The organism is Noviherbaspirillum saxi, from assembly GCF_003591035.1.
In the GTDB taxonomy this organism is placed as follows: domain Bacteria; phylum Pseudomonadota; class Gammaproteobacteria; order Burkholderiales; family Burkholderiaceae_D; genus Noviherbaspirillum; species Noviherbaspirillum saxi.
The window spans coordinates 1,378,553-1,391,773 of record NZ_QYUO01000003.1 but is presented as its reverse complement, the minus strand read 5'-3'; the positions used below and the strand labels follow the sequence as shown (position 1 = coordinate 1,391,773).

Sequence of the window (13,221 nt, the reverse complement as noted above, 5' to 3'; positions counted from 1 at the left end):
GTGCCACTATGGAAGTGATTGAATGTGAGCTGAGTATATACGCTTTGAATTATTCGTCAACCGGGTCCCTCAACGAACGGCGATCCAGTTCGACCGGACACAGCTAGATCCACGAAATAGGACAATACAGCGTGTCAATGGCGAGGCCGAGACGATTTGCTCGTCAAACAAGGCGCGGCCATGATCAAAATGTCAATGAATCAATCGCAGCACTGCGGCCAAACACGATGCCTCATTGACGACGCTTGGCGGCCACAATGCCACGGCCATCATTCCCGACCCATATTGACGTCGCGTTCAGCGAATGCCGGCGACGCTTTCAATCCTTGCCATCGTTGCACCAGTCCGGCGTGCTCGACATGAAACAGGTCGAGTGCGCGGCCGACAGTATGGTTGACGATGTCGTCGACGGTTTGAGGATGATTGTAGAACGCGGGCATAGGCGGCAGCACGATTGCGCCCAGTTCGGTGACCGCCGTCATGTTGCGCAGATGCGCAAGGTTGAACGGCGTTTCCCGTGCCAGCAATACCAGCCGACGTCGTTCCTTCAGCATCACATCGGCCGCGCGTGTCACAAGATTGTCGGCCATGCCATGCGCTACCGCAGCCAGGGTTCGCATCGAACAGGGCGCAATCACCATGCCGTCGCACTGGAATGACCCGCTTGCAATCGATGCGCCGATGTCGCGCACGTTGTGCACGACATCGGCCAGTTCCTCGATTTCCGGCCGGCGCATGCCGAGTTCATGGGCGGCGGTCAGTGCGCCCGACGACGAGAACACCAGGTGGCTTTCCCAGTCTTCAAGCTTCGACAATACCTGCAGGATGCGCACACCATAGATGGCGCCGCTGGCGCCGGTGATTGCGACCACCAGACGTTTTTTGCTTGTTTGCATGATGTTCTCAGCTTTCACATGAAGGATCGGTCGCCGCTTGCCGGTTTGCGATTTTGGCGTTTTCGATGCGCGCCGCATCGAGCAGGGCCACGCCATTCTTTACGGCAGTCATCTCGGCAAGAATGGAAATCGCAATTTCGGACGGCGTCTTGCTACCGATGTACATGCCGATCGGACCATGCAGGTTTGTCAACTGCGCCTCTGTCACGTCAAATTGAAGCAGGCGCTCGCGGCGTCTTGCATTGTTCACGCGTGAGCCGATGGCGCCTACGTAAAACGCGTCGGAACGCAATGCCTCCATCAATGCAAGGTCGTCCAGCTTGGGATCATGCGTAAGGGCGATCACCGCACTGCGGCTGTCGAGCTGCATTTCCAGCACCAGGTCATCCGGCATTGCGTGGACAACTTCGACGCCGGCCACCTGCCATCCTTCACGATATTCTTCACGGGGATCGCAAACCGTGACGTGATAATCCATGCCGACTGCAATCTGGGCCAGAAAGCGGGACAACTGGCCCGCGCCGATGATCAGCAGCCGCCAGCGCGGGCCATGAATGGTGGTCAGCGTCGTCTCGGACACTTGCAGGCTCATCCCGCTGGAAGCGGGACCAAGCGTTACCATGCCGGTGCGCAGGTCGAGCCGGCGCGCGACAAGCTGATGCCCGGTAAGCCGTTGCAGCAGTTCAGCGATGCCGCTTTCCTGCGAAAGCGGTTCAATCGCGAGCTGGATGGTACCGCCGCAAGGCAGTCCGAAGCGATGCGCTTCGTCGGCGGTGATGCCGTAGGTAACGATTTCCGGCATGGTGCGGGTAATGCCGTTTTTGCGGACCCGATCGATCAGGTCGTCTTCGATACAGCCGCCGGACACCGATCCGACCACCGTGCCATCGTCGCAGATCGCCAGCATGGCGCCTTCCGGACGAGGGCTCGATCCCCAGGTCTTGATGACCGTGACCAGTTCGCATCGGCTTCCGCGGGAAATCCATTGTTCGCAGGATTTCAGGACTTCAAGATCAATGCTATCCATATTTGCTCCGGCACGAGAGTGTTGTCTATCCATGCCGCCTGCGCGGCATGCCACTTATCCGAGCCACATTTGCCGACGCAAATCGCTAACGGGTAAATCATTCTGTCATTAATCATGAAAGAAATCATCGATTCTGTTTAACAAAATTTTTGATAGTGCTTATATCGCAATTCGTATAGTGCGTATGCGAAAAGGGGAGTTTTTCCTATTGCGTTTTTAAGGGTGGGCGTGTGCTCGAAATGCCATGTGGTGCGCCTTCGCCAGGTTTTCAAGGGCTCCGCAGGTCCGTCCGGCACCAGCATCCCGGCGTATGGGAATGCGCCCGGAACATGTTTATTTGTGCACTTGCACCATCGATTGGTTGTTGACATGCCCTGAAATACAAAATATAAATAGGGCCGTGAGTGGGTAGAAGCGATCAGCTGAAAATTCGACGGCGCAATGCCGCGAATGTTCGGTAGGAGATTGCTCACTGGTGATGCTCTCGTACGATATGCCTGGTTGACAGGCAAATTGAACGAGCCACAGTGAAGTAATCTTCGCCGAGAGCTGCAATGCTTAACTCATTCGTCTGCCATAGCAAATGGCCTGCAAGCAAGCAGGCCGCCATCCCGGCATCGAACCTTCCTTTTTTCGGATTCACCTTCCAGGACACGGCCGCGTCTCGGAACGATTGGCATGCCGGCACCGAATCCGGTGGGCATCGCCAGGCGCAGGCCGCGAAGCTCCACGAGAGCTTGCATTCCGATGCGGCCCGGCCGGTATTTCCTGCGGCGTTCCAGTCCGCGCAAACGATCACACAATTTTTCCTGAAGCGCGGCGCAGCACGTGACCGGAGCGCGCGTCGCCTCAATCATCACCCCATCTCCCTGCAACGGGATTTTTAAACATTGTCGGAGGACACATGACAGATACTACAACCATGACCAGCAGCGCACCGTCCGTTACCAGGCAGGTGCCCGTCACAATCCTTACGGGATTTCTGGGATCCGGCAAGACGACCCTGCTCAACTACATCCTGACGCAGAAGCACGGCCATCGCATTGCCGTCATTGAAAATGAATTCGGCGAAGTGGATGTCGATTCGGATCTGGTGCTGACATCGGACGAGGAAATCTACCAGATGACGAACGGCTGTATCTGCTGTGTCGTCGATGTCCGTACCGACCTGGTGCGCATCCTGCAAAAACTGCTATCCCAAAGCGAAAAATTCGACCACATCCTGGTCGAAACCAGCGGATTGGCCGACCCCACGCCGGTCGCTGCGACATTCTTCATGGATAACGATGTGGCCCGCCAGGTCAGCCTTGACGGCGTTGTGACCCTGGTCGATGCGGTCCATATCGAAAGCCATCTGGACGATCCAATGCTGCAGGGAATGGACAATCAGGCGGTCGACCAGATCGTGGCGGCCGACCGCATCATCATCAACAAGACCGACCTGGTCGATGCGGCGACCGTCGCGGCACTCGCGGTGCGTATCCGCAAAATCAACGAGGGCGCGCAAATCCTGCGTTCGAGCCATGCGAAGGTCGATCTGACGGCGATCCTCGGGATCGGCGGTTTTTCCTCTTCATCGCCCATCGTGGCCGACCCGCATTTCCTTGACGAGCATGATCATGTATGCGACGACTCCTGCGGCCACGATCATGACCACGATGACGGGCACGCCCATGCCGATCACGGCCATATGCACGATCCTTCGGTCGCGTCGGTGTCGCTGGTATTCGACCGGCCATTCGACCGGCAAAGGCTTTCCGATTACGTGCACGGTCTGGTCGCCGTGCATGGCGACGATATCTTTCGCCTGAAAGGCATCATCGAGATCGAGGGCGACAGTCGGCGCTACGTATTGCAAGGCGTGCACCGCATTCTGGAACTCAAGCCGGCCGATGCCTGGGAAAGCAGCACGCGCACCAGCAAGTTTGTATTCATCGGCCGCAATCTGGACCGGAGCGAACTGCATTCAGCGCTGCTGGAATGCGTCGATGCTGCGATAGCCACAGTTTAAAAAGGTCCGGCGGCCGCATTGCTGCGTGCCGCCCAAGAACCGGGTAGCGAGGAGATAAAGTGAACGAACAAAGTAAGGAGCCGCGGCTACTGCTACGCGGAATAACGAAGGTTTATCCATCCGTTGTAGCGAATGATGGCATCGACCTGCGCGTGATGCCGGGTGAAATCCATGCGGTTCTGGGCGAGAACGGCGCCGGCAAATCGACATTGATGAAGATCATTTACGGTGTCACGCGGCAGACCTCGGGCGAGATGTTCTGGGAAGGCCAGCTGGTTCAGGTGGAAAGTCCCGCCCATGCGCGGACCTTGGGCATCGGCATGGTGTTCCAGCATTTTTCGCTGTTCGAGACCCTTACCGTGGTCGAGAATGTCGCACTGTCGCTGCCCGGCAAACCGGACCTGTCCTATCTCGCACGCCGGATCGAAAAAGTATCCGAGCGCTACGGCCTGCCTGTCGATCCTTTTCGCATCACCCATGCGCTTTCGGTTGGCGAGCGGCAGCGGGTCGAGATCATCCGGTGCCTGCTGCAGAATCCGAACCTGCTCATCATGGATGAACCGACTTCGGTATTGACGCCGCAAGCGGTAAGAAAACTGTTCGAGACCTTGCGCCAGCTTGCAGCCGAAGGGCGCAGCATTTTGTACATCAGCCACAAGCTCGATGAAATCCAGGAACTGTGTCACACGGCGACGGTGCTGCGCGGCGGCAAAGTCACGGGTTCTTGCATACCCTGCGACGAGACGCCGAAGTCCATGGCCCGGCTGATGATCGGCAAGGATCTTCCGGTATGCGAGCACGGTACCAGCAATGAGGGCGGCGAAGTTCGGCTGCGTATCGATCACCTGTCGCAGGTATCCGACGATCCCTTCGGCGTCGATCTCGATGATATTCAGCTTGACGTGCGAGCGGGTGAAATCGTCGGCATTGCCGGTGTCTCCGGCAACGGCCAGCAGGAACTGCTCTATGCATTGTCGGGCGAGTCGCCGATGCGCGAAAAGGCGGCGGTCCAGATCTGCGGCGTGCCGGCGGCCGATAAGACGCCAGACCAGCGCCGCAAGCTGGGGCTGTGCTTCGTGCCGGAAGAGCGGCTGGGACGGGGCGCGGTGCCGCGTATGTCGCTTGCGGAAAACGCTTTGCTGACTGCCTATGATCAGGGCATGCTGAACCGAAATCTGATTCGCGCCGATGTAGTGCGCGGCTTTGCGGAAGAATGCATTGCACGCTTCAACGTCAAGTGTGGCGGGCCGGATGCCCAGGCACGCTCGCTATCCGGCGGGAACTTGCAGAAATTCATCATGGGACGCGAAATCATGCAGAAGCCCAAGCTGCTGATCGTGTCGCAACCGACCTGGGGTGTAGACGTCGGCGCCGCAACCTTCATCCGCCAGTCGCTGATCGACCTGCGCAATGCCGGTGTCGCGGTGCTGGTGATTTCGGAAGAGCTGGACGAATTGTTCGAGATCAGCGACCGCATCGCCGTCATCGCCGGCGGCCGTTTGTCGCCGACCACGCCGACACGCCAGACCAATGTCGAAGAAATCGGCATGTGGATGAGCGGCATGTGGCCAAGTGCGGCCGGAGCAGTCAATACAAACGCCATCACTGACATGAGGGAGGTGAAACATGTTGCTTAAACTTGAAGCGCGCCCTGAAGCGTCGCAGCGCATGCGCTATCTGTCGCCGCTGATCGCGGTGGCGCTGACGCTGGCCGGCAGCCTGGTGTTGTTCGCGCTGCTGGGCAAGAGTCCGATCGAAGGGTTCAAGGTCTTTTTCATCCATCCGATCCGCGACCTGTACAGCATTTCGGAGCTACTGCTGAAGGCGACGCCGCTGATGCTGATCGCCGTCGGCCTGGCGGTCGGTTACCGTGCCAACGTGTGGAATATCGGTGCCGAAGGGCAGTACATTCTGGGTGCGATTTTCGCCACCGGAGTTGCACTGTTTTTCCAGGGTGTTTCCAGCATCTGGGTGCTGCCCGCGATGCTGGTGGCGGGCGTGCTCGGCGGTGTCGTCTGGGCGGCCATACCGGCGCTGCTGCGCACCCGTTTTCGGGCGAATGAGATCCTGGTCACGCTGATGCTGGTCTACATTGCGCAGTTGACCGCGTCGTGGCTGGTGCACGGACCATGGAAAAATCCGGACGGATTCAATTTCCCGGCTACGTACATGTTCGATGACTCGGCATTGCTGCCGGTGCTGATCGAAGGTACGCGCTTGAATCTTGCGTTTCTCATCGCCCTGACCGCATTGGGCGCCGGCTATGTGTTCCTGCAGCGCAGTTTCTACGGCTACCAGATGCAGGTCGCAGGACAGGCCGAAGCCGCCGCGCGTTACGCCGGCTATTCCGCAAAGCGCACGATCTGGATCGGTCTCCTGGCAGGCGGCGCGATGGCCGGCACCGCCGGCATGAGCGAAGTGGCTGGCCCGATGGGACAGCTGACCGAAAGCATTTCGATGAATTATGGCTTCGCCGCGATCATCGTGGCCTTCGTCGGACGGCTCAACCCGGTCGGTATTTTGTTCTCCAGCATTTTGATGGCGATGCTGTACCTCGGCGGCGAGCAGGCGCAGCAATACATGAACCTGCCGTCCTCGATTTCCAAGGTGTTCCAGGGGATGCTGCTGTTCTTTCTGCTCGCGGCGGACCTGTTCATCGGCTATCGGCTGCGCTTGGGCAGCAACCCGTTTTTTGGAAAAGCGACATGGAAAACCACCTGATCACCTCCATCATCTCGGCCACGATCATCTGTGGCACTCCATTGATCATTGTCGCGATCGGCACGCTGGTCGCCGAAAAATCCGGCGTGTTGAATCTGGGTGCGGAAGGAATGATGTCAGTCGGTGCGGTTGCCGCATTCGCCGTCGCCTTCTCCGGCGGAAGCCCGCTTCTTGCGGTATTGGCAGGTATGGCCGCCGGCTGCGCGATGTCGTTGCTGTTCGGTTTCCTGACCTTGACGATGCTGGCCAATCAAGTCGCTTCGGGTCTCGCACTGGCGATCTTTGGTGTCGGACTGTCCGCCTTTATCGGCAAACCGTTCGAGTCTGCGCCGATCGGCATCGTGCCGCCGATTCCCATTCCGGTTCTTGCCGATATTCCGGTGATCGGCCCAGCGCTGTTTAATCACCAGTCCCTTGTGTACTTTTCCTGGTTGCTGGTCGGTGCGGTGATCTGGTTCCTGTACCGCAGCCGCTGGGGCCTGGTATTGCGTGCGGTGGGAGAGTCGCCTTCGGCCGCCCACTCCGTGGGTTACAAGGTCATCGCGCTGCGCTATGCGGCGGTTGCCTTCGGCGGCGCGATGGCGGGTGTCGGCGGTGCGTTCATGTCGGTGTATTACACGCCACTCTGGGCCGAAGGCATGGTGGCGGGACGCGGCTGGATCGCGCTGGCGCTGGTGGTATTCGCGACATGGCGGCCATTGCGCGTGGTGCTCGGAGCCTACCTCTTTGGCGGCGTGATGATTTCCCAATTGTTCGTCCAGGGGTCGGGACTGAAACTCGATGTCCCGGCGCAGTTTTTGTCGGCGCTGCCGTATGCCGCGACGATCATCGTTCTGGTCGTGATTTCGCGCAACGCCAATACGATCCGGCTGAATTCGCCAGTGTCGCTCGGGCAGCCGTTCCGCGCGGATAGTTAAGCACCGATTTGTTCAGCGTCAAGGCGATCACTGGACGCACCTGGATTGGCGGGCACGATCGCTGTATTCGAGTCTTTGGTTAGTGTCATTTACATTTAATTTAACTATAAAATACAGGAGAAGAAAATGTCATACGATCACCGCCGTACACGTCGTCTCTTTACCGGTCTTGTTGCAGGCCTGGGCATCGCCGCTTCCGCATTGGCCGACGAGCCGCTGAAAACCTGCTTTCTCTACTCGAATCCAATAGGAGAGAGCGGCTGGACTTATCAGCATGAACTGGCGCGCAAGGAGTTGGTGGCTGCCGTCGGGAACAAGATCACCACCAAGTTCGTCGAGAATATCGCGGAAGGGCCGGACGCCGAACGCGTGATCCGGAACTTTGTGCAGGAAGGTTGCAAGGTGATCTTCACGCCTTCATTCGGCTTCATGGAGCCGACCGTCAAGGTGGCACGCCAGGCGCCAAACGTGATTTTCCTGAATGGCAGCGGCTATAAAACCGCCTCGAATCTCGGCGTCTATAACGCCCGCTATTACGAAGGCCGTTATCTCGAAGGCGTGCTGGCCGGAGCGATGAGCAAGAAGGGCGTGGTCGGTTATGTCGGCGCATTTCCGATTCCCGAAGTGCTGCAAGGGCTGAATGCATTTGCGCAGGGCATGCGCAGCGTGAACCCGAACGCGCAAATCAAGCTGATCTGGGTCAATGCCTGGTATGACCCGGGCAAGGAACGCGATGCAGCCAGTACCCTGATGAAGCTTGGTGTCGATGTGATGGCTTATGCAACATCCGGCGTCTCGATTGTGACCACGGCGGAAGAGAAGGGTGTCTATACGCTCGGTTACTATTCCGACGTGTCGAAATTCGGACCCAAGACCAACCTGACCTCGATCATGCATACCTGGGGGCCCTACTATGTCAAGGTCATCGAAGATGTGCTTGCCGGACGCTGGAAGTCGGGCAACGTGGTCGGCGGACTGCGCGAAGGCATGATCCGGATGGCCCCATTGAACGCGGCGGTGCCGGCTGATGTGCGCGAGCGCTTCGTACGCGCCGAACGCGACCTGATCGAAGGGAAGCTGCATCCGTTCGCCGGTCCCGTCATTGATCAGGATGGCAAGGAACGCGTCCCTGCAGGCAAGGTGTTAAGCGTGGAGGAGCTGAACTCCATGAATTACCTGGTGCAGGGAATTGATGGAACCGTGCCAAAAAAGTAAAAGCCACAATTAAGGCTACGCTGAATAAGTCCCGCGATGGCGCGGGCCTGATTTCGGGATGAGGCGCAAGGCCTCGCCGGCCGCACGCAAACCACAGGCATGGCGGGGGCCATGGCGAGGATTTGCAACGCTGCGAATCGCCCGAAATCAGGATGTGCGACACGCGAGGACTTGTTCAGCGTAGCCTTCACATAACAATGGCATTAATCGGCACTCCGTCCCACGGGCACGGAGTGCCACAGGAAAAGACATGACGAACAGCATTCTCATCAAGAACGCAAACAGTATTCTCACCGGCATGCGCGGCGGCGATGCGCGCAGCAAGGCCACCGATTTGCGGATTGAACAGGGCGTCATCACGGAAATGGGCCGCAGCCTGATGCAGCGGCCGGGGGACAAGGTGCTCGATGCCAGCGATTGCGTAATTTATCCGGGCTGGATAAATACGCATCATCACTTGTTTCAATCCCTGCTCAAGGGTGTCCCGGCAGGCATCAATCAAACGCTCAGCCCGTGGCTGCAGTCGGTGCCGTTCATTTACCGGCGCTACTTCAACGAAGAACGGCTGCGGCTGGCAGCGCGCATCGGCATCATTGAATTGATGCTGTCGGGTTGCACCACCATTGCCGACCACCATTACATTTACTACCCCGGCATGTCTTACGATGCGTCGGCCGCGCTGTTTGACGAAGCCGCGGCGCTCGGAGTGCGCTTCATGCTCTTGCGCGGCGGCGCGACCACGACCCGCAAGCTGGAAGCCAACGATCTCAATTACGTGGAACCGGAAACGCTGGAAGGCATGCTTTCCGATGTCGAGCGCACCGCCACGCGCTTCCATCAAAACGGTTTGCGGCCGCACACGCGCGTCGCGATGGCGCCCACCACGGTCACCGTGTCGCTGCAGCGACACGAGCTCAAGACCGTGGCCCGGGCCGCGCGCGACATGGGTATTCCGCTGCATACCCACATGTCGGAGACGGTGTCGTACATGGAACACTGCCGCGAGGCGTTTGGCTGCCTGCCGATTGAATACCTGGCCGAAAACGAGTGGGTCGGCCCCGACGTGTCGCTCGCTCATCTGGTACATCTGACCGATGTCGAGCGCAAGATCCTTGGGCAGACCGGGACCGGCATGGCGCATTGCCCGCAAAGCAATGCGCGCCTGGCCGATGGCGTCGCGCCCGCACCGGCGCTCGAACGTCTTGGCGCGGCTGTCTCGATCGGCGTCGACGGCGCGGCCTCCAATGAAGCGGCCGACATGATCAGCGAAGTGCATTTCTGCTGGCTGATGCACCGTGCGCACGCCGGCGCGGCGACGCTGCCACGGCCGCAAGGCGCGGGAGAGAGCGGTGCCGACAGCACCACCGTGGAACAAGTGATTCACTGGGCGACGGCCGGTGGCGCCCGCACGCTGGGCTTCGATGGCGTCGGCACGCTGGCGATCGGGCAGGCGGCCGACCTTGCGATCTACGACCTGGATTCGCCACGCTATTTCGGCTTGCACGACATGGCGATCGGACCGGTCGTCAGCGGCGGGCGTCCAAGTCTGAAATGGCTGCTGGTCGGCGGACGCATCGTCGTGGAAGACGATGCGATCCCCGGGGTCGACATGGCGGAGCTGCGCGCACAAGCGCGTGCCGACGTCATGCGTCTGGTCGAAGATATTTGATACTGATTTCGAGGTAGTACCGGCCCGTGCGGCCGGTGGCGCCTAACCGCGGTAGTACAGTCATGCGGCCGTATGCAGGCCGGCATGACGGCGGGGTACCGCACCTTCTGTCGAGGTAACCATGTTCGCCTTGCCGGTCCATCTGGATATTCATTTGATCCGGATCTTGTACATGCTTCTGTCCGAGAGAAATGTCTCGCGCGTTGCATTGAAGCTGAACCAGCCGCAATCGTCAATCTCCGTTTCGCTGCGCAAACTGCGTGAACTCACCGGCGATCCTTTATTGGTGCGCAATGGCCGCGGCATGGTGCTGACGCAGCATGGTGAAAGCCTGCTGCATCCGGCGCGGCATATCCTTGAACAGACCGATCGCCTGTTCAAGCAAAAAACTCCGTTCGTACCGGAACAGGATGCGCGCACCTTTCATGTCGCGGCACCGGATTATCTCGACAGCCAGTTCCTGCCGGGTATTGTCGCCAACCTGTTGCGGGCATCGCCGAAGAGCCGGATCATCATCCATAGTCTTGCGCCGGAAATGGATTACGTGCGCCTGCTGTCGGACGGCAATCTCGACCTTGTCATTGCAAACTGGGAAGAGCCGCCGCACCACCTGCATGTGTCCAAGCTGTTCGACGATGAGATCGCGTGCATCATGCGGGGAGACTGCGCCTATGCCTTGCGCACCGCCCATGATGGCATGACCCTGGATGACTATCTGAGCCTGCCGCATGTGGCGCCGTCGCAGATGCTGCCCGGTTATTCGGGCGTGATCGAATCTTTTCTTGCCAGTCAAAGCCTGCGCCGCAACGTCGTGGTGGAGTCGGCTTACTTCGCGCTGATTCCTTCCATGTTGACGCGTACCGATCTTGTACTGACCACGGGCCGGCAATTCATGAAGTCATGGGAAAAGAAATTGCCGCTCAAGAGCTTTGTCGCGCCGGTCAAGTTTCCGACCATGCATTTTTACCAGATGTGGCACGAGCGGGTGCAGCACAGCCCGGAACACAAGTGGCTGCGCGAGCTGATCCGGACGACCGCCAGATCGCTTTCCGATAAATAGCAGCTCCGATAAATAGCAGTTTACAGGGCCGGATGGTGTCGTACCTGCAGTTTCATTCTGAACGAGCACACATGATGAATAGATATCAGCACTACTTCAGCCACCTGGCCGCACAACGGATCTCACCATGATGCCGCGTGAACAACTATCGCCTGCGAGCGTCATGCCGGATGAGCTGAGCCGGTGCGATGCTGTTCCGCATGCCGGCAAGCTTATCCTGGCGTGGAGTGAGATCCTGGGGGCATGGAGCGACGATGACGATTGCCTGACCTGCGCCTTCATGACCACCGCGCACCGCAAGACTGCGGTGCAACTGGCTTCCTGGATGCGCGAAGCCGGAATGGAAGTGAGCATTGACGCGGTTGGAAATGTGATCGGCCGCTATGTATCCGATGATCCGGCCGCAAAGACATTGATGACCGGATCGCACTACGATACCGCGCGCGACAGCAGCAAACTCGAGGGCCGCCTCGGCATACTGTTGCCGATCGCAGTGGTACGGCACTTGCACAGCCGTGGCGAGAAACTGCCGTTTCATGTGGAGGTGATCGGCTTTTCCGACGGGAAGGGCTTGCGCTTCAATCGCCCTTTCCTGGGCAGCAAGGCGGTAGCGGGACGCTTTGACATGCATGCGCTGGACAGCACCGATGCCGAGGGCCTGAGCTTACGGACGATATTGCATGATGCGGGCCACAGCGCGCAGCTGATTCCGGACATCGCGCGCCGCAGAAACGACTTGCTTGGCTTCGTCGAAGTCGCGCTCGAAGACGGGCCGGTGTTGCGATCCCACGGTCTGCCAGCCGGTATCGTCTCTTCGATTGCCGGCAGCAGCCGTTACGTGATTGAGCTGACGGGAACCGCATGCGATGCGGGAAGCACACCCATGGCGCTGCGACGGGATGCCGCCGCAGCTGCTGCTGAAATCATTCTGCTCGTGGAAAGGTGCTGCAGTGATACCGCCTCGCTGGTCGGCACCGTTGGTGAGATCGAGATACCGAACGGGGCGGCAAATGTGGTTCCGGGAGCCTGCCGCCTGACGCTCGAAGTGCGGGCCGCACACGATGCAACCCGTGATGCAGCCATCGCTGCCATCATGATCGGCATCGATGCAATCTGCTATCGACGCAATATGGACGTCCGGTTCGAATGCGTGGAAAAGGTGGCCGCGGTCAGTTGCGCCGCCGGCCTGCGACGCCAGCTAGGCGAGGCCGCCATGCGTACCGGAATCAAGCCGGTCGAACTGGCCGCTGGCACCACCCATGATGCAATGGAAATGGCCGCAGTGACGGACGTCGCCATGTTGTTTATGCGCTGCTACAACGCCGGACTCGGGGAAGACTCGCGCGAAAGCGTAACGGCGGATGACATCGGAACCGCTTGGGAGATCATGCTCGCCTTTATTCGGGGCATTTCTGAAAATGGAAATAAAGCAAGCTAAGGCATCGCGCAGGTAGCGGCCCGAACTTGCCCGCATATTTTCGCACTGCTGTACCGGAAGAAATCGCCGGTCAGACGTACCATACGTTCAGGCGGGCAGCGCCAGGTGCCAGGTGCCAGGTATTGCAGCAGCACATCAAATCAGCCGCCCCCGTCGTAGAGAGCGGGCAATTCGGTTGGATGCATGCCGCTATGGCTGACGTCGGTCGGGGCGAATGTTGAACAGCCGGCAAGAAGGACAGCGGCTATGAGAATTAAGTTTTTCATG

12 protein-coding genes are annotated in these 13,221 nt (G+C 59.0%); 9 read left to right on the top strand and 3 right to left on the bottom strand.

The window, feature by feature from the left end; translation table 11 throughout:
- Positions 1–269: 269 nt before the first annotated feature.
- Positions 270–896, bottom strand: coding sequence for a UbiX family flavin prenyltransferase (locus tag D3871_RS29400; RefSeq protein ID WP_119772683.1), 627 nt, complete (start codon positions 894–896; stop codon positions 270–272).
- A gap of 7 nt (positions 897–903) precedes the next feature.
- Positions 904–1,923: an XdhC family protein gene (locus tag D3871_RS29395; protein ID WP_119772682.1), complete on the bottom strand. Its 1,020-nt coding sequence runs from the start codon at positions 1,921–1,923 to the stop codon at positions 904–906.
- A 554-nt stretch (positions 1,924–2,477) separates the two neighbouring features.
- On the opposite strand from D3871_RS29395, the gene D3871_RS29390 reads away from it, so the two are divergent.
- From D3871_RS29390 to D3871_RS29350, 9 genes are all read left to right on the top strand, one after another.
- Positions 2,478–2,810: a hypothetical protein gene (locus D3871_RS29390; protein WP_119772681.1), complete on the top strand. Its 333-nt coding sequence runs from the start codon at positions 2,478–2,480 to the stop codon at positions 2,808–2,810.
- Positions 2,811–2,827: 17 nt separating this feature from the next.
- The gene (locus tag D3871_RS29385; protein ID WP_233575870.1) at positions 2,828–3,934 is read left to right on the top strand and encodes a CobW family GTP-binding protein; all 1,107 of its coding nucleotides are present in this window, start codon (positions 2,828–2,830) and stop codon (positions 3,932–3,934) included.
- A 59-nt stretch (positions 3,935–3,993) separates the two neighbouring features.
- Entirely contained in the window at positions 3,994–5,571 is a 1,578-nt protein-coding gene (locus D3871_RS29380) for an ABC transporter ATP-binding protein (protein ID WP_119772680.1), read from the top strand.
- Positions 5,561–6,655 carry an ABC transporter permease gene (locus D3871_RS29375; protein WP_233575869.1) on the top strand — a complete coding sequence of 365 codons (1,095 nt, stop codon included), beginning with the start codon at positions 5,561–5,563 and terminating at the stop codon, positions 6,653–6,655. The genes D3871_RS29380 and D3871_RS29375 overlap by 11 nt, the downstream gene beginning before the upstream one ends.
- On the top strand, positions 6,640–7,572 hold the full coding sequence (locus tag D3871_RS29370; RefSeq protein ID WP_119772679.1) for an ABC transporter permease: 933 nt from the start codon (positions 6,640–6,642) through the stop codon (positions 7,570–7,572). Before D3871_RS29375 ends, D3871_RS29370 begins: the two co-directional genes overlap by 16 nt.
- 126 nt (positions 7,573–7,698) lie before the next feature.
- Positions 7,699–8,787 (top strand): BMP family ABC transporter substrate-binding protein, encoded by a 1,089-nt coding sequence (locus D3871_RS29365; protein ID WP_119772678.1) that lies wholly within the window; start codon positions 7,699–7,701, stop codon positions 8,785–8,787.
- A gap of 250 nt (positions 8,788–9,037) precedes the next feature.
- A complete protein-coding gene (locus tag D3871_RS29360) occupies positions 9,038–10,456 on the top strand; it encodes an amidohydrolase family protein (RefSeq protein WP_119772677.1) in 1,419 nt (472 codons plus the stop codon).
- 121 nt (positions 10,457–10,577) lie between these two features.
- Positions 10,578–11,516, top strand: coding sequence for a LysR family transcriptional regulator (locus D3871_RS29355; protein WP_119772676.1), 939 nt, complete (start codon positions 10,578–10,580; stop codon positions 11,514–11,516).
- 127 nt (positions 11,517–11,643) lie between these two features.
- Positions 11,644–12,954 carry a hydantoinase/carbamoylase family amidase gene (locus tag D3871_RS29350; protein WP_119772675.1) on the top strand — a complete coding sequence of 437 codons (1,311 nt, stop codon included), beginning with the start codon at positions 11,644–11,646 and terminating at the stop codon, positions 12,952–12,954.
- Positions 12,955–13,094: 140 nt separating this feature from the next.
- On the opposite strand, the gene D3871_RS31500 is transcribed toward D3871_RS29350, so the two are convergent.
- Positions 13,095–13,220, bottom strand: a complete 126-nt coding sequence (locus D3871_RS31500; RefSeq protein WP_274381790.1) for a hypothetical protein — start codon at positions 13,218–13,220, stop codon at positions 13,095–13,097.
- Position 13,221: the final 1 nt, after the last annotated feature.

Coding starts and splice junctions, on each gene's coding strand:
- D3871_RS29400 (WP_119772683.1), bottom strand. CDS start 896: ATGCAAACAAGCAAAAAACGTCTGGTGGTCGCAATCACCGGCGCCAGC.
- D3871_RS29395 (WP_119772682.1), bottom strand. CDS start 1,923: ATGGATAGCATTGATCTTGAAGTCCTGAAATCCTGCGAACAATGGATT.
- D3871_RS29390 (WP_119772681.1), top strand. CDS start 2,478: ATGCTTAACTCATTCGTCTGCCATAGCAAATGGCCTGCAAGCAAGCAG.
- D3871_RS29385 (WP_233575870.1), top strand. CDS start 2,828: ATGACAGATACTACAACCATGACCAGCAGCGCACCGTCCGTTACCAGG.
- D3871_RS29375 (WP_233575869.1), top strand. CDS start 5,561: ATGTTGCTTAAACTTGAAGCGCGCCCTGAAGCGTCGCAGCGCATGCGC.
- D3871_RS29370 (WP_119772679.1), top strand. CDS start 6,640: ATGGAAAACCACCTGATCACCTCCATCATCTCGGCCACGATCATCTGT.
- D3871_RS29365 (WP_119772678.1), top strand. CDS start 7,699: ATGTCATACGATCACCGCCGTACACGTCGTCTCTTTACCGGTCTTGTT.
- D3871_RS29360 (WP_119772677.1), top strand. CDS start 9,038: ATGACGAACAGCATTCTCATCAAGAACGCAAACAGTATTCTCACCGGC.
- D3871_RS29355 (WP_119772676.1), top strand. CDS start 10,578: ATGTTCGCCTTGCCGGTCCATCTGGATATTCATTTGATCCGGATCTTG.
- D3871_RS29350 (WP_119772675.1), top strand. CDS start 11,644: ATGATGCCGCGTGAACAACTATCGCCTGCGAGCGTCATGCCGGATGAG.
- D3871_RS31500 (WP_274381790.1), bottom strand. CDS start 13,220: ATGAAAAACTTAATTCTCATAGCCGCTGTCCTTCTTGCCGGCTGTTCA.